Here is a 23,167-nt window from a genome sequence, read left to right on the forward strand (position 1 = left end):
AGCCCGCCTGTGATTTCAGGCGCGATCGATAAACGAAAGGCAAAACAGACATTCTCCTTCAGTGCGCAAGCTCCCATACTTGACGTTGCAGATGTGGAATCCTTCTCGATAAATACGGCGCAAGTTCTCCTGCGCAGAGCTGGACTCCGGGTTGACCGTCTTGCCCAGCGATTCAGCTTGATAATGTTCATTCTCCCGTTGCAATCGCTGGTTTTCTTCGATGAGTTCCTGGATCTTGTGCTTGAGCGATCCCAATTCCTCGTACAACTCGCCAATCCGCTCTTCCAAATTCGCAACTTGTACGAACAAAGATTGCTTGTCCATGTGCGGACACCAACCTCTTTTACGCCATCGCGTCTTGGTCTTGGTACGAATCGTTCTCAAATTTCAAACAACACATCAAACGGCCACACAAACCCGAAATTTTGGACGGGTTGAGTGATAAGCTTTGATCCTTGGCCATGCGAATGGATACAGGGTCAAATTCGCCCATCCACGTTGAACAACACAGCAGGCGGCCACACGGACCAATGCCACCAAGGATTTTTGCCTCGTCGCGGACACCGATTTGCCGCAACTCGATGCGAACGCGGAAGACGCTCGCCAAGTCCTTTACGAGTTCGCGAAAATCGACCCTGCCGTCCGCTGTAAAGTAGAAAATCAACTTATTTCTGTCAAATGTATATTCAGCGTCGACCAACTTCATCTGTAGTCGGTGTTTCGCGACCTTTTCGCGAAATGTCACCATGGCTTGCCGTGCGCGCACACGGTTTTCCTCTACGGTCATCTCGTCTTCTGGCGTCGCCACACGCATCACCTGTTTCAAAGGCAGCACGACCGAGTCCTCCGTCACTTGGCGACGACCGACAACCACGCGACCATATTCAACTCCGCGAGCCGTTTCGACGATGACGTGTGAATCCTTGTGTATCGGGAGATCACCGGGATCGAAATAATAGATTTTCCCGGCTGGCTTAAAGCGAACGCCGACAATGTCGTACATTAGGATGAAACCTCCCGCAAACGGATGCACATCTGCTCGAAATTCAGCAAGGCCGCAACATGCGATTGTAGCCGTAGACGGCACTCCAGCACAATTTCAATCGCTTCGGCCCACTGGTGAATCTCGAGGATGGGAGCGATGCGCAAAATGGCCTGTTCCCAATCCTGAAACCGACCGCACGGCATGCTGGCACGGACATTCAGGACTTCGCGCAACCACTCTGCGAGCAGTAACAGGCTGTCCTCTGCGGGTAATTGTTCAGATAACGACTGCCACGCTGCCGCCAGCGTCCACGCCGGCGCGCGTTCGACGAGCCACATCTTCGTCCATTTTATCATTTGATCGACGAAGCCATCAAACGAAGGATCTTCCGTCGCATGTAGCAAGCGGTGAAGCTGTTCAGCCGCCGCCGGATCCGTGGCAGTGTATGGACCTGCCGGCGCGAGATCGTACGCAAATGCCCGCGAACGAATGGTCGACAACACGTTCTGGCGACTCTTGGCCGTCATGATGGCATACACATGCGGTTCAGGCTCTTCAAGCGTCTTCAACATGCGGTTTGCCGCCACGCCAGTCATATGATCCACGCCGTGAAGTACGTAAACCTTGCGCCCGCCGTGGGCCTTTGTCGCCAGCCAGTCCTGTACGGCCTCGACATCCGCCGTCTTGAGCCCTTGGGCACCAACTTCGAGAAAGTCCGGATGCGCGCTCGCGGCCATTTGCACGCAAGCACGGCAGGTCCCGCAAGGGGCGTCCGCAGGCCTTTCACAGAGCAAATGGCGCGCAACAAACCCGGCCGCCCGCGCCGTATCCGTCGGTGTACCGACCAGTAGTACCGCATGCAACAGGCTCCTGGCCGCCAACGAGGCCATCAGCGGCTCGGGTAAACCTACGAGTGACCCATTTGTTGCGTCCCCCGCTGCAGCCACACGCATTCCTCCGTCCTACATCCGCTAGCGCCGTGTTCAAAACTGATCAAATTGTTCAATGTCAAGGACAAAGACCGTCGCGCCACCAACCTGAACGTTGACCGGGTAGGGAATATACGACTCCATGCTGGCGCCCATCGGCGACATTGGAGCCACGACTTGTTCCCGCGCCTTGCACGATTGCTGAATAATGCTTTTGACGCGATCCACCATGTGATCCTCGGTACCAATCAAGAACGTGGTGTTGCCCGCGTGAAGAAATCCGCCTGTCGAAGCCAGTTTGGTTGCCCTGATATTTTCCTTAACCAAGTTTTGTGCCAGTTTTGCACTATCCTTGTCCTGTACGACTGCGATAATCAACTTCATGGGGGTCACCCGCCTATTCCAAGTCGTTGTTGATGTGATTCCATACAACCCGCTTGATTTCCTGCTGAATCGCTTCTACATCCAAACGCGCGTCAATCCGTCGGATACGCCCAGGTTCCGCAATCTGTAGCGCACGAAAAGCGCTTGCTACGCGATCAAAAAAGTCCGCACCCCTCTGTTCGATTCGATCCAAACTACCAAGGCCACGCGCAGCCAAAAGGCGTTCCCTTGCTTGCGCCCAGTCGATGTCAAACCACAGGGTTAAATCTGGCATCAGATTGCCCAATGCAAATGCATTCACGGCACGCACTGCTTCTTCTCCGATACCAAGCCCTGCCCCTTGGTAAGCAATCGAAGCGTCGACAAACCGATCACAGAGCACCACGGCTCCTTCTTCAAGCGCCGGCCGTATGATCTGGTCAACCAGCTGAGCGCGCGAAGCTGCATAGAGCAACACCTCAGTCCGCGCCGCCATCTCCGTGTGTCGGGGGTTGAGTAACACAGACCGAACTGCATCGCCAATGCGCGTTCCGCCCGGTTCCCGCGTGCAGACGACGCGAAGCCCTTGTTCTTGAAGCCAGGTGGCCAGTCGCTGGATTTGCGTCGTCTTCCCAGCCCCGTCGATGCCTTCGAACGTGATGAATGTTCCTCGTCTGTCAGTCATCGCACACCTCAATCTGATCGCCAAGTTCGATGCCTATAAGCGTCTGTCCTGTGGCCCGAAGGCGCATCAGGACTCTAACGGCCTCTGTGCTCACCAACTGCCCAGGCCAAATCGCCGGAACGCCCGGTGGATAGGGCGCGATCGCGCGCTTACAGACGCACCCTGCCGCCTTTGCGAGTGGCACGAGCCGCCCTGTCGCCTCTTCGACTTGGCGCGGGCGAAGCACATGCTCGCTACTACCAAGCTGGTACAAGGCCTCGAGACTATCCGTATGTGAACGTCGGAGCGGCGATGCCTCAGATTCTTGCCATGCGCGATAGACCGAAAAAAAACGTGCCAATTCGCGCTCGTGTTGGCCAAATCCGAAGATGGCAAGCGCCCCTGTCGCATCGGCAAATTCAAGAAACATCCCATGCCTATGCAGTTCATCGGCCAGTCGCCTGCTGGCGGCGTGATGACCCGTGGGGATCCAAAAGCGCATGGGATCCCTGCCCGGCTCTTGTTCTCGAAACTTCGCTAGCGTCGTTAACGTTACTTCCGCGATATCGCGACCGATATGCAACCAGGCTTGCGCTGCGTCGAGTGAAGCGAGTAACAAGTAGGAAGGGCTTGTCGTTTGTAAAAAACTGAGTGCTTCGCGAACTGCACGTTGCCGTGCCGCGTCGCCTACTACATGCACCCACGCCGCTTGGGTCAAACAGGGCAGCGTCTTGTGCGGACTCTGAATGACAATGTCCGCGCCTTGCACGACGCTGTGCGGTGGCAGCAGTGGATGAAGCCCAAAATGCGCCCCGTGTGCTTCATCGACAATGAGTGGCACATCGGCATCGTGACAAACAGCGGCAAGGCCTGCGACGTCTGCCACAAAACCTTGATACGTCGGGGATGTGACCACGACACAAGCAACGTGCGCATGTTTCTTTAGGACAGCCCGCAGCGTACTTGACTGTGGACACTCGAAAGCCTGTAAGTCCGGCCGCCATGGAGATGGCACCCATATAGGTTCGGCGTCAGCATGCACAAGACCGCGCCAGACACTGACATGACAAGGGCCTAGCAGAATGACCTGTCTCCGGCTCGGCGTCACACACGCGCGAATCGCAGCCATGATACAAGCCGTCGCACCGTTGACACTATAGTACGTGGCATCGGCGCCATAATAAGAGGCAGTCAACCGCTGGGATTCGAGAATGCAACCCTCTGTGGCGTGTAAGTTGTCCAATCCAGGCAGTTCCGTTACATCGATGCGCAACGCTTGGCCGAGCCAAGGGGACAAACCTTCGTAAAACAGGCGCCCACTGTGATGACCGGGAACATGAAGCGACGTTCGTTCGTCTTTCGCATGCTTCTCTAGTGCATCGAGAATTGGCGTTAGACCCGACCCATCGCCGGACACCCGAATGTGATCCAGCACACACTCGTTCTCCTCTCCAAGGTAAACGCACGACGGTATAGCATAGCCATGCAAGGACCATCGTGCGCCAAAGTGAAACGCAAACCGGAATATACGTAAGGAAGACGTTTTTGCAAGAATTGAATATAACGAACGGTGATTTACAGCGAACGAGGAAAGCTATCCAATGAAAAATCAGGGGACCACCGTTCTCCCTGACCCTTATGTACAATCAATTCTTTCTTCGCTTCCACTCATTGCGAACCAATGAGACGAGCGCGACAACACTCGCCAGGGCATAGATGACGCCCCACAGCGGCCAAATGATTTTCGTCACGCCGAATCTCTCCCCTCTTAACGTAAAGCTCCTGCCCATATAGTAGCATATGAAGAAGCCGCGATCTTGGACTCAGCGGAACGAACTCGAAAGGGCCATCGCCTCGTATGATCGGCTACATATCTGCACATATTGAAACAAAAACGCACCTCGAAACGAGGAGGTCAGCTTTCTCCACCGCGTCCGACGTGCGCTTTCAACGACTTCGTTTTGCGTCCCCACATGTTAAAGTGACAACGCAGATAGCCAAATGCGCTTCATTTCCTCGACGTAGTACGCATACGTCTCGTCCTCGACATCAGCATGGACAATCGCGCGCTCACAATCCAAGCAAATCATTTGGCCGCAAATGTGTATGCCGTACAACTTCGGCTTGTGACAGATGATGCATTCCGCCAGCGGCGGCTGCATACTTTCCACTGGATCCATCATCACACATCACCTTCTTCAACTTATACCAACATGCCACTGTTGCATACCGTTGTTGGCGTCCCTCGTTCTAGTTTGTCTCACTTTGCTCTTGCCCATACCTACCACACCTGGTGAATGCCGATGAGAATCAGCAGGGCTCCCGCGATGTAAGTTGCCTTATCACCCAGAGCCTGCGCTGCATAACGGCGACCCAGATACGCGGCAAGGCCCAACAGGATAAAGGAAAACGCCGTCACGGAGGCTGTCGTCGCCCAGATACTCAAATGTGTAACACCAGCGTCAAAACCACCGGCAAACGCGTTTAACGCAAGGGCAATGCCGAGAATAGAAGCCTCCGTCAAGCTGATCGATTGCGAATTGTCAAAGTCGGCCGCCGCGGGATCGTCGAGAATCCGTCCGATCACGCTGCCATTTCGGCGACGCCGTTTCCGTCGACTGCGGATGGGCTCTGTGATAACCCAAAGGCCTACCGCCATAATGACAATGGCACCTAACCAGTTTGAAATCTGTGGGTGAATATAGTGGCTCACGGTATTGCCCACCCAACCAGATAAAAGTGTCGCGACGCCGCTTATGGCCGCAATAAGCAAGTTTGCAATCGTCGAAATCTGAATTCGCCGTACGCCATATGCAATACCAACGCCTGCATTATCCAAGTTTGCCGCAATACCAAGCCCTACTAGGGTCAATATGGTTGCTGTCGTCACACGTCGCCACCCCCGGTCTTCTCAGACACCTTATGTGTATGGCCAGTCCTTGTTTCTGCGCGGAAGGATGGCTTTCCACGGCGATTTTCGGGCTGTGCTATAATCTCATCGAAATGGAGGTGGAGAGGTGAGTCGACCGGGAACGTCCAGCCTCGCCCGCGGAGCCTCTCTCTATGTGATTTGTGTAGCCCTGGCCAAAGTGTTAGGGCTTGTCTGGATCATTCCGGTAACGGCCATCATTGGTCAGACTGGGAACGGCATCTACGGCAATGCGTACGCCATTTACAATATTCTTCAGCAGTTGGCGACAGCTGGCTTCCCACTGGCCATGGGGAAGCTGATCAGCGAACGGCGCGCCAACGGGGAAAGGCCGGTTGTGGAACATATCTATCGCGTGACGATGAGATCACTATTGGTCTTTAGCGTCTGCGCGTTCCTCATCATGTGGTTTGGCGCACCCTTGTTCGCTCATGTCATTTCGCTAAAAAGCGGACAGGCGTCCATCGTGCAAAATGTGCCATCGATTCGAGCGGTATCGTTGATGCTACTCGTCGTTCCCGCGATGAGCGGTCTACGAGGCTACCTGCAGGGATTTCAAAAGTTAGAAGGACCCGCGTACTCGCAGACATTCGAACAACTTTTTCGCGTCATCGCGATGGTGGTCGGGGCATATCTCGTTGTCGACGTCTGGCACCGCGATCGCGCTGTTGATGGCGCTGCGGCTGCCACGTTTGGCGGATTTGTGGGGGGCGTCGCCGGGCTTTTGTTGCTGATCGGCTTTGCTTGGAAGCTGCGTTGCAAGGAACGCGCTTTTGGCTATGAGGACAGCCCGTTTCGCGATAGGCAAATTCTCCGGATGGTGTATCGACTGGCGCTACCCGTCAGCCTTGGCGGCCTCGTCGTACCCATTGCAAATCTCGTAGACTCTTGGACGGTTACCAATTTGCTTCAGGCAACTGGGCAAGGTTATTTGCAAGCAGTGGCGAATTACGGCATTCTGACGCGGCAAGCTATGTATCTCGTCATGTTGCCGATGGCGTTCGCCTACGCCATCGGCGTCTCTGTGTTGCCAGCTGTATCGGCTGCCCGAGCAAGACGCAGCCATCAGGAACTACAGAGCAGCATCGTGTTCACGTTACGTAGCATGTTTCTCATGAGCTTCCCTACGTCTGCGGCATTGCTCGTGTTAAGCCGACCGATTAACGAAGCGCTGTTTGGGACAACGGCCGGATCGGCCATTATTTCGACGGTTTCGTTTATGAGCATCTTCGCCAGTATGGAACTCATCTCGACGTATATTTTGCAGGGCTTGGGTAAAATGTATCGGCCGGTACGCAATATGTTCATCGGCGTGGGCATCAAGACAGCACTCAATTTTGTACTCATCTTGACCACGCATTCGGTGATTGGCGCTGCACTTGCCACCACAATCGGCTATCTTTTCTCATCGTTGCTGAACATCGCCGCGGTACGAAAGTACAGTCAGGTGTATTTTTCGGTGACGCGATTGATGCGGCCTTTTTTCCGGGCATCGCTCGTCGTGGCGGCCGTTATGTTTGTGGTCAACTGGTTGATACACTGGGCATATACCACAGTGTTGGCGGTAGCACCTTGGCGGATCGGCGCCATCGTGCAACTTCTGGTAGCGGGTGGAACCGGTGTGCTCGTCTATCTTATACTCATTGTCCGATCCGGTGCGCTCGGCGACGATGAGTTGCGAAGCGTGCCTGGCGTAGGGCGGTACCTGGCGCGGTTTGGACGGCGCTTTCGCAAGCCGCGCCGCAGCGGCACCATTCGCTCACGCAAATATCCATAACTTCATCGCAACCAACGCAGCAACACCAGGTACGCCGAGTATTCCCGCTGTCAATGCGGTAACTGGGTTAAATGGCACGTGGAAGTGAAGATAGCTGCCAACCCAGTCGACAGCGAAGACAAACAAACAGCCAAGGGCGACGTTGCGCACAATACGCCACGCCGCCCTGCCCGGTTGCTGAAAGAACTGACTGACGATGAGTATCCCAAGCACAACAGCCCCGCACCACAGCCATACCGATGAAATATGCACGCTTAACACCTCCAAAGGCCAACGCCAGATTTCTCAACCCAAATGTTCATGCACTAATCGATTCGCCATTCATCTGACGTCCAGTCCCATTGCTGGCCATCAAACGAAATCCCATGTTCCCGCGCAAGTCGAAACAAGTAGTTTAACTGGCGCTCGGCGGCGCCGATGCGGAATACAATGTGATCGATGAGTAGCGGGTCGGAGACGTATTCAAACTGCCTGCGGGCAATTTCCAGTTCACGGTGACTCTTAAGAATTTCACGCAGAAATTTCTCAGGGTTGATAGGATCGATATCGAGGTCGTGTCTGAGGACGGCGTCGTGATCGGCGTGCAGGGCTTGATGTGTTTTGGCTGCCACGGGCAACGTGGATGGCCTCGTGGCATCATCCGCAGCGACTGGTCTGGTTTCCGAGTGCGTCACGGTCCAGTCCCTCCCTTGTCCAAGTTAGTACATCATAGGCGGGAGAAACGGCGAATATGACTCAATGATGACAGTCATCTGGAGAAGGAATCAGAATGGGGCTATGGGATGTGACATAAGGCTCGTTGTTTTCAGGAGAAGAAAGCAGGATGCAGCCATGGCGGACAAATCCAACATAACGGGAGCCCCGCCAAAGGGAGCCCCGCACCTTGGCACAGGCGCAGGGCCTTCGCTGAGGATCACATGAATTTACATGCCCGCAAAGGAAGGCCAAGCCCGGCACAATCCCGTGCGGTTAGTGAAATGGACCCACGCTTACTTTACAATGCTCGACGTCCCTCAAGCGCCTTGGCAAGCGTAACCTCGTCCGCATACTCCAAATCGCCGCCAACTGGCAGGCCGTGCGCGATACGCGTGATCTTGACGTGAAACGGCTTCAGCAGGCGGGAGATGTACATCGCAGTGGCCTCTCCCTCGACATTCGGGTTTGTCGCCAAAATGACTTCATCAATGTCGCCTTCGCCGACCCGTACAACCAGCTCTTTGATGCGGATATCCTGCGGACCGATGCCCTCCATTGGCGAGATGGCACCATGCAATACGTGGTAGGTGCCATGATATTCGTGCGTTCTCTCCATGGCCATGACATCCTTTGGCTCTTGGACGACGCAAATGACAAGCTTGTCGCGGCGCGGATCTTGGCAAATGGCACACGGAGAGGCCTCTGTGACGTTGCAGCATATGGAGCACTCCGTGAGCTGCGTTTTTACGTCTTGCAACGCCTTGGCAAACGCAAGCACGTCCGTCTCCTCCATAGCCATCACGTGAAATGCCAGTCTGGCTGCGGTCTTCGGACCGATGCCAGGAAGCTTCATAAACTGCTCAATGACCCGCGCCAGCGGTTCCGGATATCCCCACATCTTAGAACAACCCCGGGATATTCATTCCCTTTGTGTACTTGCCCATCGTTTGTTCCGTGAGTTCATTCACCTTCGTGGATGCATCCTGGAACGCCGCCAAAATAAGATCCTGCAGCATGTCGACATCCTCCGGCGAAACCACGTCAGGACGGATGGAAACGCCAGTAACTTCCTTATGACCGTTCATGGAGATTTTCACGGCGCCACCACCAGCCGTACCTTCGACAATCTGCTCGCCCAAAGCCTCCTGTGCTTTGAGAAGCTCCTCTTGCATCTTCTTCGCTTGCCGCATCAATTGGTTCATATTTTTCATTCTGTCGATCCCTCATCTTCCGCAATCACTTTATCAGGCCCAAACAGCTGTACGGCAAGTCCAACCAAATCCGGCTCCGTGGCCGTCTCTGATTGGGGCTCAGGCGCTTGCGTCAATGACGCCAAATACTCGTCCCAATCCGCCTTCAACAACGCAAACAACTGCATGTCCCGCTCTAAAATCACTTGAAAGGCTGCCTCAATCGTCTGCCTGTCGGCAGGTTTCATGACGGCTTCACGGTGGATCCGACTCACAAATGACATGACAACGGCGTGCTCTGTCGCAAATGCAATTTCGCCATGCGTCAGCCAAGCATGTGTCTGTATGCGATCCGCCTTGACTTTATGCAACACGTCCGGCCAACGCTCGCGAACCATCGCCTCGACGTCGGCGCTGCGTTCAGCGTATAAACGCGCCAACGTCTCCCGCTTCCGATCCGGCCCCGCTGCACGCCGTGTCGCTCGAGCCGCCTGCGGTCGCTGAGCCTGCCCCCGCCCCCCAGGCGAGGCGACAGCCTCATGTGCGGAAGCTGTCGGCACGGCACTTCCAGAGGCGGAAGTCTCCACTACAGGTGGTGTTGCTGGCGCTTGCGATGCGACTTGCGGCGCCATTTGCACGGCCGGTTGCTGAGCCAATGTAGGCGCGCTTGGCAAGACCATGCCAAGGAGTGCCGCTTCCAGCGCAAGTCTCGGTTGGTCGAGATAGCGCAACTGAGTGTACAGTTCCCCCAGCTTGTGCACAGCTGTAAGCAACCATTCACTCGTCACACGCTTGCTTTCGGCCACAGCTCGATACGGCGCTATCGGTTTCCCACCAAGTGCATCGTCCGTCGGCGACAGTTTGACGATAAACAAATCGCGCAGGACTTGCAACAAGTCGTGAACAATGCGGGTTGCATCCTTACCTGCCGCATACCAGGCGGCCAAGCGACGCAGAGCATCGAGATGTTGAGTAGCGGCGAGATCGGAAACCAGTGCGAGGAGCGCTGCCGTATCGACACCACCGACGACGCTTGCCACGACCTCGTCGCCGATCTCGCCTTGGCCAAACGCCGCTGCCTGTTCCAAGAGGCCGAGCGCATCACGCAAACCGCCATCCGCGGCTTCGGCTAGCTTCCAAAGTGCACTCTCCTGTGCACTCCACCCTTGATGACGTACAACCTCCTGTAACCGCTCGACGATGGTCTCCGTGGCGATGCGGTGGAAGTCGAACCGCTGACAACGGGATACAATCGTATTGGGAAGCTTGTGCGGCTCCGTCGTGGCCAGCAAAAACAACACATGTGCCGGTGGCTCTTCCAGCGTCTTGAGTAACGCATTGAATGCCTCGGTCGTCAACATGTGCACTTCGTCGACAATGTACACTTTTTTCCGAACACTTGTGGGCAGGTAGTGAACCTTGTCACGCAATTCGCGGATTTCATCCACGCCGCGGTTCGATGCCGCATCGATTTCTTCGACGTCGACATTATTGCCACGGGTAATGGAGACACAAGCCGCACACTCATTGCACGGCTCAACCCCGTGCGGCGCGAGGCAGTTGACGGCCTTGGCAAACAGTTTTGCCGCACTCGTCTTACCTGTTCCACGCGGTCCACAGAACAGATACGCGTGCGCAATTTTCCCACTTTGCAAGGCATTCATCAACGTTTGCCGCACGTGCGGCTGGCCGATGAAATCCGCAAACGATTGCGGCCTCCAGGTGCGATACAAAGCCTGGTACGACATGCGAGGCCCCCTCTCGGTTTTACACTATCACAGAAGGGGGCCCATTTTCACGATCCGTCAGCAGCTGCGCCGTGCAACCAGAGGATGAACCGAAGACGTGCGCTTAAGTGGCAACGACACCGTGAATGTAGTGCCAAACCCCTTCGATGATACCCGGATTTGGCCACCGTGATCGGCAACAATCCGCTGACAAATGGCCAACCCCAGCCCTGTCCCTTTTTCCTTGGTCGTATAGAATACATCAAATATGCGGTCAAATAAATAATAGGGAATTCCGGGTCCTGTATCGGCTATTTCGATCTCGACTCTGCCATCCAGCTCCCGGGCTTCGATGCGTAATTTCCCGCCTTTATCCATCGCCTCAATTGCATTCTTCACCAAATGCAAAAGCAACTGCCGAATCATATTGCGATCCGCCTGCAACAGGACACCGTCCGCAATATGACACTCCGCTTGAATTCCTGCGCCGTCGGCAGCGGCTTCGGCCCACGGCAAGATTTCTCTCAACACATCATGGAGATCAAAGGTCGACCATTCCATATCGTGTGGCTTCGACAATAACAATAACTCTGTGACAAGCGCATTGACGCGCTCGATTTCCCCCATCATCACCTGCACATAGCGGATTTCTTCATCCATCATTCCGCTGTTTAAGCGCTGTTCAAGCAGTTGCAGAAAACCTTTGACCGTCGTTAGCGGGTTGCGAATTTCATGTGCAATGCCGGCTGCAAGCCGCCCTACGGTCGCAATTCGCTCCGCCCGCTGTGTGTTTTGATTCAGCAGTGCAAAGTTCCCCATGTCCTTCATCACAATGTACATGCCACTTGCACCGTCTTCGTCCTCGTCGAGAAACGTATCGACAAGAACGTGGCGCACCAAACCGCCGACTTCCCACTTGACAATGGCGTCTCGATACTCGGATTCACTTTCGACGACATGGACCATGAACTGATACTCTTCCGAATTGACGTCAAACGCTTCAGACAGCAGAAATGCCTGGTTGGTACCGCGAGGAACACCAAGAAGATCGCTCGCCATATCATTCTTGACGGACAGCTCCTGCTCTTTGGAGAGGTAGAAGATCCCCGCATTGAGCAATTGGGCGTCAAACGCATGCTTTGAATGGCGACGGACGTTGTGTGGCTTCCGCAGGGTTTTCACCAGAATCACCTGTCCTATGTGCAGTGTTGTCCTGGGATTATTCGCACGCGAAAGCGAGAATCCTGCACGCCCGACAAAACTTCCATTGGCTCGACACGAGCCGACACTTTCCACCTTTACGCAAGCTTGCTGGCAATTCAAACACACCGAAGACGCACGAAGCGCGGCCTTTGACCAAGCCCCGACCAGGCACTCCCACGTCGCCCGAAAGGTCTCCCTTAGTGCTGCTTCCGTCAGGACCTGACACGGTTCAGGAGTTTTCGCCGCATGGGACCCGGTCAGGGCTTGGTCAAAAACCGCGCCCTAAGCAAGTGTCTTTGCAGTGAAATAGCAATGTCCGATAAGACCTTCGCCCCATCGGACATCGAAAAACATGGCGGAGAGAGTGGGATTCGAACCCACGAGCCCCTTGCGGAGCTACTCGCTTTCGAGGCGAGCTCTTTCGACCACTCAGACATCTCTCCGCGGTCGATATTGTAGGATACTACGAGCGAAGGGCTCGGAAGAAATCCCTTAATATATTAGCACACTCGTCCCGCAAAACGCCAGAGGTAATTTCTGGTGTGTGATTCCACAACCCAGGTTCACACAGTCGAATCCTCGACTCAATTGCGCCGCCTTTGGCGTCCGTTGCACCATAAATCACATGGCGAATGCGCGACAGCACAATAGCCCCCGCGCACATGGGACAGGGCTCTAGTGTCACATACAAATCACATTCTGTCAAGCGCCAACCACCTAGCCGCCGACTTGCCTCGCGCAGTGCAATCACCTCTGCATGCGCCGTACCATCCCGCCAGCTTTCCCGGCGATTAAAACCGCGGCCCACAACCACATTGTCACAGACGACGACGGCGCCAATTGGAACCTCACCGAGTTCTGCCGCCACTTTCGCCATCCCTAGGGCCTCTTGCATCCAATGTTGATGGCGCAACGGATCATTCATCGTCACGGGGTATCAGCCACCTTGGGCTGTTGCGCGTGATGTGGGTGGCTTGACACTTGTAGTGCGGAGCGCGTCAACTCTGTCACAATGTCCGATTGCAATTGCGGATGTAAATAGTAACTGGCGTTGACAAACACCCGTCCAGTATCTGTTGTCACGTACCTTGCAGGCAATCGGTTGAGCGCCATGGCAAGCACATCGCTAATGCACTGTTCACATTTGCACTTGAGAAGGTCATAGATTTCCGAATCCTGCAGTAGTTGCGTCGCCAGTTGCTCAGTGACATTGACAATCGGCATGAACAGTCCCCCACAAGGTCATCGTTCGGCACGGCAGCATACGCTGGCCAATGAGAGGTGAGAACCCCGTGCCACGGGCAACGTTAGACGAAGAACGGCATTTTTTAAACAAATGGCAGATGTACCTTGCCATGCAAGATGCTCAGCCAAAAGGCCTGTACTTGCCAGCCACCTGCCTTTTGTCGCAAGCAACGCCGCACCATTTTGAACAGGCCCCATCTTGGTACATCAAGCCGGTCGAAACATGGGGCGGAAATCTGATTTCGCGTGTCACCAAGGTTGCATCAGACACATGGACGTTACAACCTATCGTCGGTACAGCACTGACATTCCCTCGCGCTGCCGACGTGCTATCAACACTGCTCACCATGTACCTGCCAGAGCAAACCATCGCCCAGCAAGCCGCGCCCGTTCTGACGCTGTCTGGTCGGCCATTTGACGTGCGCGTCCTGTGTCAACGGGACGATGACGACGCTTGGCTGGTAGCCGGCCACTTGGCGCGGGTTGGCGCCGAAAACAGCATCGTCTCAAACATTGGTACGGGCCACGGCGAAGTGATGCCCACACAGCGTCTGCTTCAACAAGTATACCAAAAACGCGAGTTATCCGGACGTGTGTTGCGCCGCTTACGGCGCATCAGCCTCGCTATCTGCCACATCCTTGACACGTATGCCGAGTTCGACGAAGTGGGCATTGATTTTGGGCTCGATAGCCATGGACGGATCTGGCTGTTCGAGGTTAACACAAACGACCGCCTTGGCAAGCCGAGCCATGAGCTGTTTCTGCACCTGCCAAATCGACGAATCTACGACGAGATCGAACATCGCGCAAAGCGCCGCGAGGAGCGCTGGTTCCGTCAGCTCTTACGCGACGTGGAGCGACATCATCGTTAACACTGGGCACCATTCGCCCAGTTCACGCATAAGGTATGGGGATTTTGCCTTGCTTCGCCATAGGCGGGCAGTTTCCATAAGGAGGATGAGCGCATGTGCGGTATCACAGGTTGGGTCGACTGGTCCCGCGACCTCACATCGAAAACACAAACAGTAAAAGCCATGGGTGACACGCTTGTTGCGCGCGGACCGGATGCCGACGGGCTGTTCACGGATCCACACGCGCTCTTTGCGCACAGAAGGCTCGTCGTCGTCGATCCCGACGGTGGCAAACAACCAATGACAAGGCATTTTGGCGATCGCGCGTATACGATTGTATATAACGGCGAGCTGTACAATACGGACGAACTCAGACAGCAACTGCAGGCAGAGGGTTTTTCATTTTACGGCTACTCGGATACCGAAGTACTTCTCGTGTCTTATGTCGCATGGGGCGAAGAATGTGTATCCAAGTTCAATGGCATCTTCGCGTTCGCCATCTGGGATGCCGCGAATCAGCGGTTGTTTATGGGGCGTGATCGCCTGGGCGTCAAACCGCTCTTCATCAGTCGAGTCGGCCAAGGCATTGTCTTTGGATCGGAACTCAAAGCGCTGCTTAAACACCCAGCCATCGAACCCGTGATTGACGAACAAGGCCTGGCTGAGATATTTGCGATTGGGCCAGCGCGCACGCCTGGGGTAGGTGTATTTGTCGGCATCGATGAGCTCCGCCCTGGCCACATTCTCATCGGCACGCCGGACGGCATCCGCACGAAGCGGTACTGGCAGTTGAAGAGTGTCGAGCACGAGGATTCGCTCGAAAAGACCGTCGAAACGGTACGGGATCTGATGATCGACACGGTGGAGCGCCAGCTCGTATCCGATGTACCCTTGGCGACCTTTCTGTCCGGCGGCCTTGACTCCAGCGTCGTATCGGCAATTGCCGCACGCTACTTCCAGCGTCAAGGACGCGATGCGCTGCACACGTACGCCATCGAATTTCAAGACATGGAGAAGCACTTTACGGCTAACGCCTTCCAGAAGAGTCTGGATGGACCGTGGGCACAAATGATCTCCGAGCATATCGGCAGCGTCCATCATCGTGTCATCTTTGATACCCCAGATCTCGAGCGGCACTTGCTCGATCCGCTGTTGGCTAGGGATTTGCCTGGTATGGCTGACATCGACACATCGCTCTTCCTATTTTGCAGACGGATTAAAGAGGATGTCACCGTTGCCCTGTCCGGTGAAGCCGCGGACGAAGTTTTTGGCGGGTACCCATGGTTCCATCGGGAAGACGCGCTCGCAGCGGACACCTTCCCCTGGTCATTACGCTTACACGAGCGCATGGGCGTGATGTCGGATGCCTTAAAACAGGCCATCCGCCCACAGGCATACGTGCAGGAGAGGTACCTCGAAGCCTTGTCGGAAGTACCCAGACTACCCGGAGAAACAGGCCGTGATGCGCGCGTACGCGAGATTGGCTATCTGTCGATCACGCGCTTTATGCCGACGCTCTTGGATCGCAAAGATCGCATGAGCATGGGTTCCGGCCTCGAGGTCCGCGTGCCGTTTTGCGATCACCGGTTGGTCGAGTACGTGTTTAACATACCGTGGGCCTTTAAAACGGCGGGCAACGAAGTCAAAGGTGTACTGCGCCAAGCCATGTCGGATTTTCTGCCGCATGAAGCGCTTTATCGCAAAAAGAGCCCGTATCCGTCGACGCCAAATCCTGCTTATCTGGCGCTGGTGCGCAACAAAGCACTCGCGATGTTGGATGATTCGTCATCTCCCATCCTGCCCTTCATTGATGCAAATGCAGTGCGTGCACTTGCGCAGATCAGCAAGCAGCCGTCCGAGCATCGTCCATGGTTCGGTCAAATTATGGGTACGGCTCAGATGTTCCACTATCTGTATGAGGTTAACGAGTGGCTTCAACGTTACAACGTGCGTGTCAAATGACGGATTGCATACCTCCTTCGATTCGGCAGATGCTATGCCCTGAAGGGGGTTGACCGCCGTGATCCACGACTGGATTTGGGGTGTTGCATTTCTTGTTGGGCTTGGCGCCGTGTGGGCGTATGTCGACCTTCGCTTCCGCCGTCAGGACTAAACCGTCACCGTCCGCATAGCGGCAAAAAGCTGCCCGAAAATCAACGGAATCGTTGATCTGGGCAGCCTTTTGCATTTATAAGCGCGGATCGTCGATACGGGCCTCCTGAAGCACTTTTTCCCGTGCCCGCATGAAATGATCCCAATAAATCATGGCAGCCCCAGTCGCCACCACGATGCAAAACGAGATGATCATCCACATGACCGTATCAGTGTCGACATCCTGAAACCAAGTGGCCATCTCCGCACCCATCTACACACCGCCCTTCGGCATTTTGGCGTTAGTATCTGCCGAGTCGGGCGGATCGAATACGGCTTTTTATGGGCTTACGAAGCCTGCGTTGCGTATGAGCTCCAACCGGTACACATACTCGCAGAGAAACTCCACCGCTTCCAAGTGCCGGCGCGCCGCGTCTGGGGTATCGCCGAATGCATACACGCCATGCGCACGAACGAGTACGGCAGGCACGTCGGGCTTTGCCGCATCCGCGACAGCTTGGCCGAGTTGGTGCAGATCCGCCCAGTTCGGGACAATCGGTATCCGCACAGAAGCATCTTCCTCCCAGTGCCCGAGCGCCTTGAGCAATTCGTGATGCGCAATTTCGACATATCCTTGCCGGGCGAACAGTTCGCTAATCAGATTGTTATACACCGTATGTACGTGCAGGATGCTGCCACATGACAGTTTGTCATACAAAGCAACATGGACGGTCGTCTCGGCAGATGGCCTGTATGAGGTCTCGCCTTGCACCCGCATGTCGGCGTCGACTAGTAACACATCCCGTTCGGTCAGGCGTTGCTTGTCCGCACCGCTGCGCGTAATCGCAAACAGGAGCGGATCGCGTTCGACCAGAATTGAGAGATTCCCGCTGGTGGCAGGCAACCAACCCTTGTCAGAGGCGAAGCGCGCAAGTTCGATCACGCCCTGTGCCTGTTCACTGAATGTATGCATGAAGTGAAGCCTCCTTGTCGTCGATAGCTGCTACGATATCGTCGAACGTTGTAAAAGGCAGATGTGGAATGCCCCGCTCCTCTACCAATGCCAAAAGTTGCGCCCGCGCAAACACGAAGTCTGCCATTTGTGCCGCTTTAAAGTCTGTCACGCCATCCCCGATGACGATCACGCTGTCCCCTGGCTGGACAAGTTGCCGAATTACGCTCGGCTTACACAGTCCGCAACCACCCTCGCAAGCTGGATCACAAGGGTGCGACCACTGCACATGTAGCCGTCGGCCACTTGTATCGAGGTGGTTACAATAGATATCCACAGTCCCTGTGGAGAATTTGTGGATAACCGGCAACACGAAAAAGTCGAATCCGCCGCTAACTACGGACAGCTTCCACCCAAGTTGTGCACAGGTGTGGATGAATTGTGGAAAACCGTGCCGAACTCGTGTGTGATCCTGTGCAAACCGGGTAACCTCGTCATACTGATCCGAAGGAATCAGCTGGAACATCGCTTCGACGCCATCCTTCACGGTTCGTCGACCTTGCTTGACTGCCTCGATGATGGGCTGGCTTTCCTCAGGCACAAATCTTTCCATAATCGTAGTAATCATGTCGCGTTCTGAAATCGTTCCGTCAAAATCGCAAATTACGCGAACCGTCACGCCCGCACCCCCCACTTTGCAATGGCAGCGGCTAAAGCCGGCTTATCCTCAGCGGCATCTTGGAGTGGTACGCCCTCTTGTACAGCCGCGATCGCGTCAAAGAACGCCTGTCCACCCATGCTGGCGCCACCTGGATGGCCATGAATGCCACCGCCTGCATTGAGAATGAGGTCAATGCCAAAGTCCCGGTACAACTGCGGAACGAGTCCCGGGTAAATCCCTGCAGATGGTGCTGGTAGAACCTTGCGATGGACGCCGTCCTTACGCAGGTGCCCAAGTAACCGATCCGTGGCCTCGCCACCCAATGTCACGCTGCCATACATGGACGGGAAAATGCCCATGTCAGCCCCCGCCAATCGCATGAGTTGACCCAGCACGATATCTGCGGCGATACCGTAATTCGGCGACCCGTAGAGGGCGCCGGATACCGCCGGATGTGCAAGAATTGGTACAGAAACGTCGGGATCGCGAGCGAGATCGGCGAGGACGTCAAATCCGTAGGCAACGACGTTAAACAGGATGGCACCGGCGCCAAGGTCGGCCAGGCGTTTTGCCTTCTCGCGCAGCTGGTGCACAGGTCCCGTCAGGTTGACCGCATACGCCGTTTCCCGCCCGGTCTGTACTGCAATTTGACGCGCCTTCTCGCGATACGCCACAACGCGCTCGGCCGCCGTCGCATGTGCCTCACTGAAGAAAATCTCGTCGTCCTTGACGAGGTCGACGCCACCCGATGCTTGCTCGCCAAACTGGGCGACCAGTTCTTCCAGCGTAAGGCCCGCACAAGCTTTGAAAATACTCATCACGAACGGCCGCCCGAATACGCCATAGCGTTCGCGAACGCCGTTGACGCCGAATTTCGGCCCTGGATAGACACGCTCCCACGCTTCGGGCAAGGACAACCTCTCTAAGCGAATTTCGCCGTCCATCGAAAGCTTGCCAAACACAGTTGTCAGCAGAGACGCGAAGGTCGTGTCAAGATTCGCAACAGGGTAAGCAATATCGATTTCAGCAATCACATCGCCTGCTTCTGCCGCATCGACAACGCGAATGCCTTGTACCTGTCCACAATGAGCTGCCACCTGCTCCTTACGCAACGACGGCAGATCTGTCCACGTGCCAATTGTCAGCCCAATGGCGATACCCTCCGCACGGGCTGCAAGCCGATTTTCGCGATCGCGCAACCGATATGTGGCCACGATATAGCGCGAATCGCGATGCATATCTGTACTGGTAACATCGTTCATCTATGTACACCCCGTTCATCCAATCCACTCGTGTCAACCAAATTATCCACAAGGCTGTTGATGGCCCATTCGTCATTATACACAAGCGTTATGTTCATAGCACAGCACTTCTCCACAGCACACTGTGGATAACTGGGGATGAATTGTGGATAAAACCTGTGAGTATTGTGGACAAGTTCATTTGCAACCATGCAATATTTGCGTTAACGTAATAAGAGCAACGTTTGTTGCCACGCTGAATTCCCGAATGGGGAAGCGGGGGACCCATACCTGGGGTGAAACGCATTTGTCGCGTGGGGCGCCTTTCAGCCCTAACCCGTCAGCTAACCTCGCAAGCGTCATGAAAGGAGTGCTGTGCCCATGTTGTATACTGCAAGTCCCTTCTGTGTTGTCCTGCTCAAACCTTTCCACGAATCTTCAGCTGCAGATCCACCATCCAATCCCTGATCTTAAAGCCAAGCACTGTACGCCAACGCAAGGGTTCGCTTTTGGGCGCCCCATCGCCACGGGAAGATGCATACCTTTATATTTCGTGCCCAGAAAATTTCACGCCCAAAAATCTGAACACCAAGCGAAGCTGTTCATTTGCACGCGCTTGGGCTTCCCGTTGACATCTCTGTTGCCAAAAGAAGAAAGGGGATGGATGGTTTGTCTGCAAAAACCACCAACGTGGTAGAAGACGCGAAGTTTAGTCCGTTTCACCTAAAACTGACGATTTACTCTTCCGGCGGCCCATTTCTCGACGGATACATTCTCAGCATCATCGCGATCGCCCTGACCCAAATCACGCCCCAATTGCATTTGAATGCAATGTGGAGCGGTTTGATTGGCGCATCTGCGTTGATAGGCATCTTTATTGGCGGATTTCTCGGCTATGTGACCGACAAATTTGGCCGCCAATTGATGTATACCATCGACTTCATCTTGCTCATCGTCGCTTCCGTACTGCAGTTTTTCGTTCATAACGCCTGGGAGTTATTTGCCTTGCGCATCGTCCTTGGCATTTCCGTCGGTGCTGATTACCCGATTGCGACATCCCTGTTGACTGAATTTGCCCCGCGCCGCCATCGCGGTATGATGCTCGGCGTGACGTTGGTGGCATATTACGTGGGTTCGACGGTCGCCTATCTGGTGGGCCAGTGGATGCTCGCCATCGGCCCGGAGGCTTGGCGCTGGATCTTGGCTAGCAGTGCGGTTCCTGCCGTCATCTTGGTTCTCTTACGCATGGGTACACCTGAATCGCCGCGCTGGTTGCTGCAACAGGGGCGTAAGGATGAGGCCCTGCAGGTCTTACGGTCGGTATATGGACCGGAAGCCTCCTTGGCGGATATCGAGGTACCCGCAGAAAGCAAAGGCCGCACCAGTTACCTGAAGCTGTTCTCGCGTGCATACGTCAAACGAACTCTATACGTCGGCCTGTTCTACATGGCGGCCGTAGCACCGCTGTTCGCGATGCTGACGTTCGGCCCCGAAATGCTTACGTCCTACCACCTGTTCACGGGTGCATCAGGCTACGGCGCTGCCATCATCAGCGCATTGTTTCTCATTGGCTGTATTCCGGCTCTCTTTCTGGTCAACCGTTGGGGGCGGCGACGCCTTATCATCATCGCTTTCGCCGGGATGACTGTCGGCATTGCCCTTTTGGGCTTCTTCCCAAGCGGGCCACTGGCCATCATTCTATTGGGCTTTATCTTGTACGCGCTATTCTCAGGTGGCCCGAACGTGATGGAATGGCTTGCGCCTAACGAACTGTTTCCAACAGAGGTACGCGGCACCGCGGTCGGTATTACAACGTGTATCAGCCGGTTTGGCGCAGTATTCGGAACCTACTTGTTCCCCTGGGGTCTGTCGCGCTTTGGCATCGGACCCACGATGCTCGTTGGAGCGCTCGTGACCCTGGGCGGTCTCGTCGTCTGTATCCTGCTTGCACCGGAAACCACACAACAAACGCTCAACGAAGCCAGCGTTGCCGAGGTGGCGAGATCGCATCGACACAGCACAGCAGGGGCCAGACAATCGCAATCGGTTCGTCACATCTCGCGATAATCTGCAGATAGACAAACGTCTACACCAAATTTAAGATAGCGTTAGGTATGGGTGGCCCATCGGCCACCCTTGGTACTTGAAGGAGGAATGGTCGATGGCGGTCATCCGCATTCGTGACACTGGCACAGAGATCCGCGGCGAAGATGAAGTGCGTACGTTTCTCACCGCGAACGACGTGTACTACGATCACTGGGATGTCGAGGCAAAAATGCCTGCCCACCTGCAAAACAAGTTTGTCTTGACCGATGCAGAAAAGGACGAAATTCTCGCGGCCCTCAACGAAGACATCCAGGCGCTTAGTCAGAAACGAGGGTACGTCAAATGGGACGTAATTGCCCTGTCAGACAGCACGCCGAATATTGAAGACATGTTAAAGAAGTTTGAGCAGGTGCACACGCACACGGAGGATGAAGTGCGTGCCATCGCGGCTGGCAGCGGCATTTTCGTGATCAAAGGCAAGGATGGATACTTTGACGTCGTCCTGCAAGCAGGCGATGTGATCTCGGTGCCGGAAGGCAATCCGCACTTTTTCACATTGACAGACGAACGAAAAGTGGTCGCTGTACGACTGTTTATCGATCCCGCCGGCTGGGTTGCACACCCTTATGCCGATCCCGCTTTTCAGCAAGCGTGAGTATCCTTTATAAGAAGCAAAAAGCGACGGCCGAGATGGGCCGCCGCTTTTTGTTTTTCAGACGTCAGCAGGTTGCCGTTGCAACCGGAGCTGCCGGAACGAACAGGAAGAAGAGCACAAAGATGATGAGGAACACAACCGCCCAACGCGTATACCCACCGAAAACACCGTACATATATCGTCATCCTCCTTTGTCATGGTGGATTCGATATACGATATGTAAGCCGCTGGGCGGCGCCAAGGGCATTCGCCCGGTAGCCCGTATTTTGGGCGGATCGCCATCGGAGTAACTTACCTCAGTTCACACCAATGCCATACCATAATAACGAAACGATCTCCTCCGCGATGGTGTTCACATCGGCAGCAGCACCTAGCCTTTGCATGTGCCCCTTGCCAATGACCAACAGCGACAAATATGTGCGGGCGATGAACTCCGGGGATGCTTGGCGAATGCCACCTGCGTGCATCTCTTCTTCAAATGCACTGGCCAAGGCCTCCAGCAAACGCTCCTCTGCCAAGCGCAATTCCGCCAACTGTTCCGTCGACAATACGTCTTCACTGCCGCGCATAATAAAATTCATGTCCAAGGTGACGTCGATGCTTAGGCGAATACGGGTAAGCCTTTCGAGACGAGCATACAGCGGCTCTGAACTCTCAAGAATGGCAACGGTCCGCTGCCGCGAAATCTCCATAACATATAGCAACGAGCGCAGAAACAGTTCCGCTTTGGATGCATAGTAATAGTACAATACGGCCTTCGTCACTTCAGCCTGCCGCGCAACCTCACTCATGCTGACACTGTCAAAGCCAGATTTCATAAAGCATTTCGCGGCAACCTGCAGTATCCGGTCGGCAGTAGGCACATCCACCGAATCTGCCGGTGGTCGCCCAGGACGCCGTGACCGTGATTCCTCTTTTCGCACGCCACAGCCCTCCTATCCAACAGCCGTCCGATTCGCATA

25 protein-coding genes, 1 tRNA gene, 1 other RNA gene, 1 pseudogene and 1 riboswitch are annotated in these 23,167 nt (G+C 55.0%); of the genes and pseudogenes, 5 read left to right on the top strand and 23 right to left on the bottom strand.

Going from position 1 to position 23,167, the window contains the following annotated elements:
* Positions 1-15 precede the first annotated feature (15 nt).
* From QMF38_RS12655 to ytaF, 8 genes and pseudogenes are all read right to left on the bottom strand, one after another.
* A complete protein-coding gene (locus QMF38_RS12655; RefSeq protein WP_058094701.1) occupies positions 16-324 on the bottom strand; it encodes an initiation-control protein YabA in 309 nt (102 codons plus the stop codon).
* A 40-nt stretch (positions 325-364) separates the two neighbouring features.
* Positions 365-1,003, bottom strand: a pseudogene (locus tag QMF38_RS12660) (PSP1 domain-containing protein); the annotation flags it as partial.
* The gene (locus QMF38_RS12665) at positions 1,003-1,932 is read right to left on the bottom strand and encodes a DNA polymerase III subunit (protein WP_281759638.1); all 930 of its coding nucleotides are present in this window, start codon (positions 1,930-1,932) and stop codon (positions 1,003-1,005) included. The pseudogene QMF38_RS12660 and the gene QMF38_RS12665, both read right to left, overlap by 1 nt.
* 36 nt (positions 1,933-1,968) lie before the next feature.
* Positions 1,969-2,298, bottom strand: coding sequence for a cyclic-di-AMP receptor (locus QMF38_RS12670; protein WP_006445704.1), 330 nt, complete (start codon positions 2,296-2,298; stop codon positions 1,969-1,971).
* 13 nt (positions 2,299-2,311) lie between these two features.
* Positions 2,312-2,962 (bottom strand): dTMP kinase, encoded by a 651-nt coding sequence (gene tmk / locus QMF38_RS12675; protein ID WP_281759639.1) that lies wholly within the window; start codon positions 2,960-2,962, stop codon positions 2,312-2,314.
* Positions 2,955-4,376: an aminotransferase class I/II-fold pyridoxal phosphate-dependent enzyme gene (locus tag QMF38_RS12680; protein WP_281759640.1), complete on the bottom strand. Its 1,422-nt coding sequence runs from the start codon at positions 4,374-4,376 to the stop codon at positions 2,955-2,957. The genes tmk and QMF38_RS12680 overlap by 8 nt, the downstream gene beginning before the upstream one ends.
* A gap of 541 nt (positions 4,377-4,917) precedes the next feature.
* Positions 4,918-5,124, bottom strand: coding sequence for a sigma factor G inhibitor Gin (locus QMF38_RS12685; RefSeq protein ID WP_058094705.1), 207 nt, complete (start codon positions 5,122-5,124; stop codon positions 4,918-4,920).
* Between the two features lie 98 nt (positions 5,125-5,222).
* Complete coding sequence (ytaF, locus tag QMF38_RS12690) at positions 5,223-5,831, bottom strand: sporulation membrane protein YtaF (protein WP_006445708.1); 609 nt, start codon at positions 5,829-5,831, stop codon at positions 5,223-5,225.
* A gap of 127 nt (positions 5,832-5,958) precedes the next feature.
* On the opposite strand from ytaF, the gene QMF38_RS12695 reads away from it, so the two are divergent.
* A complete protein-coding gene (locus QMF38_RS12695; RefSeq protein ID WP_281759641.1) occupies positions 5,959-7,647 on the top strand; it encodes a putative polysaccharide biosynthesis protein in 1,689 nt (562 codons plus the stop codon).
* Here the strand turns inward: QMF38_RS12695 and QMF38_RS12700 are convergent.
* The 10 genes from QMF38_RS12700 to QMF38_RS12745 all read right to left on the bottom strand — a co-directional run bounded on the left by QMF38_RS12700 (position 7,630) and on the right by QMF38_RS12745 (position 13,687).
* Entirely contained in the window at positions 7,630-7,899 is a 270-nt protein-coding gene (locus QMF38_RS12700) for a pro-sigmaK processing inhibitor BofA family protein (protein WP_040288452.1), read from the bottom strand. The genes QMF38_RS12695 and QMF38_RS12700 overlap by 18 nt on opposite strands.
* A gap of 53 nt (positions 7,900-7,952) precedes the next feature.
* Positions 7,953-8,321, bottom strand: a complete 369-nt coding sequence (locus tag QMF38_RS12705; RefSeq protein ID WP_281759642.1) for a YaaL family protein — start codon at positions 8,319-8,321, stop codon at positions 7,953-7,955.
* A gap of 320 nt (positions 8,322-8,641) precedes the next feature.
* Positions 8,642-9,241 (bottom strand): recombination mediator RecR, encoded by a 600-nt coding sequence (recR, locus tag QMF38_RS12710; RefSeq protein WP_281759643.1) that lies wholly within the window; start codon positions 9,239-9,241, stop codon positions 8,642-8,644.
* 1 nt (position 9,242) lies between these two features.
* Entirely contained in the window at positions 9,243-9,554 is a 312-nt protein-coding gene (locus tag QMF38_RS12715; protein WP_281759644.1) for a YbaB/EbfC family nucleoid-associated protein, read from the bottom strand.
* A complete protein-coding gene (gene dnaX, locus QMF38_RS12720) occupies positions 9,551-11,281 on the bottom strand; it encodes a DNA polymerase III subunit gamma/tau (RefSeq protein ID WP_281759645.1) in 1,731 nt (576 codons plus the stop codon). The genes QMF38_RS12715 and dnaX overlap by 4 nt, the downstream gene beginning before the upstream one ends.
* A 57-nt stretch (positions 11,282-11,338) precedes the next feature.
* Positions 11,339-12,442 (bottom strand): two-component system sensor histidine kinase NtrB, encoded by a 1,104-nt coding sequence (locus QMF38_RS12725; RefSeq protein ID WP_281759646.1) that lies wholly within the window; start codon positions 12,440-12,442, stop codon positions 11,339-11,341.
* 146 nt (positions 12,443-12,588) lie between these two features.
* An RNA gene (gene ffs, locus QMF38_RS12730) (signal recognition particle sRNA large type) lies at positions 12,589-12,810 on the bottom strand.
* Between the two features lie 6 nt (positions 12,811-12,816).
* Positions 12,817-12,906, bottom strand: a tRNA-Ser gene (locus QMF38_RS12735).
* A 20-nt stretch (positions 12,907-12,926) separates the two neighbouring features.
* Positions 12,927-13,388 carry a tRNA adenosine(34) deaminase TadA gene (gene tadA / locus QMF38_RS12740; protein WP_281759723.1) on the bottom strand — a complete coding sequence of 154 codons (462 nt, stop codon included), beginning with the start codon at positions 13,386-13,388 and terminating at the stop codon, positions 12,927-12,929.
* Between the two features lie 2 nt (positions 13,389-13,390).
* The gene (locus QMF38_RS12745; protein ID WP_281759647.1) at positions 13,391-13,687 is read right to left on the bottom strand and encodes a late competence development ComFB family protein; all 297 of its coding nucleotides are present in this window, start codon (positions 13,685-13,687) and stop codon (positions 13,391-13,393) included.
* Between the two features lie 68 nt (positions 13,688-13,755).
* Between QMF38_RS12745 and QMF38_RS12750 the strand changes: the two genes are divergently transcribed.
* Positions 13,756-14,580 (top strand): YheC/YheD family protein, encoded by an 825-nt coding sequence (locus tag QMF38_RS12750; protein ID WP_281759648.1) that lies wholly within the window; start codon positions 13,756-13,758, stop codon positions 14,578-14,580.
* Positions 14,581-14,673: 93 nt separating this feature from the next.
* Entirely contained in the window at positions 14,674-16,521 is a 1,848-nt protein-coding gene (gene asnB / locus QMF38_RS12755; protein ID WP_281759649.1) for an asparagine synthase (glutamine-hydrolyzing), read from the top strand.
* Positions 16,522-16,747: 226 nt separating this feature from the next.
* On the opposite strand, the gene QMF38_RS12760 is transcribed toward asnB, so the two are convergent.
* The 4 genes from QMF38_RS12760 to QMF38_RS12775 form a co-directional block, all read right to left on the bottom strand.
* Positions 16,748-16,924, bottom strand: a complete 177-nt coding sequence (locus tag QMF38_RS12760; protein ID WP_157057221.1) for a hypothetical protein — start codon at positions 16,922-16,924, stop codon at positions 16,748-16,750.
* 66 nt (positions 16,925-16,990) lie between these two features.
* Positions 16,991-17,623 carry a methylthioribulose 1-phosphate dehydratase gene (gene mtnB, locus QMF38_RS12765; RefSeq protein ID WP_281759650.1) on the bottom strand — a complete coding sequence of 211 codons (633 nt, stop codon included), beginning with the start codon at positions 17,621-17,623 and terminating at the stop codon, positions 16,991-16,993.
* The gene (locus QMF38_RS12770; protein ID WP_281759651.1) at positions 17,607-18,281 is read right to left on the bottom strand and encodes an MtnX-like HAD-IB family phosphatase; all 675 of its coding nucleotides are present in this window, start codon (positions 18,279-18,281) and stop codon (positions 17,607-17,609) included. Before QMF38_RS12770 ends, mtnB begins: the two co-directional genes overlap by 17 nt.
* A complete protein-coding gene (locus QMF38_RS12775; RefSeq protein ID WP_281759652.1) occupies positions 18,278-19,525 on the bottom strand; it encodes a 2,3-diketo-5-methylthiopentyl-1-phosphate enolase in 1,248 nt (415 codons plus the stop codon). The genes QMF38_RS12770 and QMF38_RS12775 overlap by 4 nt, the downstream gene beginning before the upstream one ends.
* Before the next feature lie 223 nt (positions 19,526-19,748).
* Positions 19,749-19,877: riboswitch (cyclic di-AMP (ydaO/yuaA leader) on the top strand.
* A 287-nt stretch (positions 19,878-20,164) separates the two neighbouring features.
* Here QMF38_RS12775 and QMF38_RS12780 point away from each other — a divergent pair.
* Positions 20,165-21,571: an MFS transporter gene (locus QMF38_RS12780; protein ID WP_281759653.1), complete on the top strand. Its 1,407-nt coding sequence runs from the start codon at positions 20,165-20,167 to the stop codon at positions 21,569-21,571.
* Positions 21,572-21,665: 94 nt separating this feature from the next.
* Positions 21,666-22,205: a 1,2-dihydroxy-3-keto-5-methylthiopentene dioxygenase gene (locus QMF38_RS12785; RefSeq protein WP_040288465.1), complete on the top strand. Its 540-nt coding sequence runs from the start codon at positions 21,666-21,668 to the stop codon at positions 22,203-22,205.
* A gap of 296 nt (positions 22,206-22,501) precedes the next feature.
* On the opposite strand, the gene QMF38_RS12790 is transcribed toward QMF38_RS12785, so the two are convergent.
* Positions 22,502-23,128 carry a TetR/AcrR family transcriptional regulator gene (locus QMF38_RS12790; RefSeq protein WP_281759654.1) on the bottom strand — a complete coding sequence of 209 codons (627 nt, stop codon included), beginning with the start codon at positions 23,126-23,128 and terminating at the stop codon, positions 22,502-22,504.
* Positions 23,129-23,167 lie beyond the last annotated feature (39 nt).

This window comes from Alicyclobacillus hesperidum subsp. aegles, from assembly GCF_027923525.1.
GTDB lineage: Bacteria > Bacillota > Bacilli > Alicyclobacillales > Alicyclobacillaceae > Alicyclobacillus > Alicyclobacillus aegles.

Excerpts from the sequence above, each read along its gene's own strand:
- tadA (WP_281759723.1), bottom strand. The coding sequence starts at position 13,388 with ATGAATGATCCGTTGCGCCATCAACATTGGATGCAAGAGGCCCTAGGG.
- QMF38_RS12785 (WP_040288465.1), top strand. The coding sequence starts at position 21,666 with ATGGCGGTCATCCGCATTCGTGACACTGGCACAGAGATCCGCGGCGAA.
- asnB (WP_281759649.1), top strand. The coding sequence starts at position 14,674 with ATGTGCGGTATCACAGGTTGGGTCGACTGGTCCCGCGACCTCACATCG.
- QMF38_RS12715 (WP_281759644.1), bottom strand. The coding sequence starts at position 9,554 with ATGAAAAATATGAACCAATTGATGCGGCAAGCGAAGAAGATGCAAGAG.
- QMF38_RS12760 (WP_157057221.1), bottom strand. The coding sequence starts at position 16,924 with ATGGGTGCGGAGATGGCCACTTGGTTTCAGGATGTCGACACTGATACG.
- tmk (WP_281759639.1), bottom strand. The coding sequence starts at position 2,962 with ATGACTGACAGACGAGGAACATTCATCACGTTCGAAGGCATCGACGGG.
- QMF38_RS12775 (WP_281759652.1), bottom strand. The coding sequence starts at position 19,525 with ATGAACGATGTTACCAGTACAGATATGCATCGCGATTCGCGCTATATC.
- QMF38_RS12685 (WP_058094705.1), bottom strand. The coding sequence starts at position 5,124 with ATGATGGATCCAGTGGAAAGTATGCAGCCGCCGCTGGCGGAATGCATC.
- dnaX (WP_281759645.1), bottom strand. The coding sequence starts at position 11,281 with ATGTCGTACCAGGCTTTGTATCGCACCTGGAGGCCGCAATCGTTTGCG.
- QMF38_RS12780 (WP_281759653.1), top strand. The coding sequence starts at position 20,165 with ATGGATGGTTTGTCTGCAAAAACCACCAACGTGGTAGAAGACGCGAAG.
- QMF38_RS12655 (WP_058094701.1), bottom strand. The coding sequence starts at position 324 with ATGGACAAGCAATCTTTGTTCGTACAAGTTGCGAATTTGGAAGAGCGG.
- mtnB (WP_281759650.1), bottom strand. The coding sequence starts at position 17,623 with ATGCATACATTCAGTGAACAGGCACAGGGCGTGATCGAACTTGCGCGC.
- recR (WP_281759643.1), bottom strand. The coding sequence starts at position 9,241 with ATGTGGGGATATCCGGAACCGCTGGCGCGGGTCATTGAGCAGTTTATG.
- QMF38_RS12670 (WP_006445704.1), bottom strand. The coding sequence starts at position 2,298 with ATGAAGTTGATTATCGCAGTCGTACAGGACAAGGATAGTGCAAAACTG.
- QMF38_RS12745 (WP_281759647.1), bottom strand. The coding sequence starts at position 13,687 with ATGCCGATTGTCAATGTCACTGAGCAACTGGCGACGCAACTACTGCAG.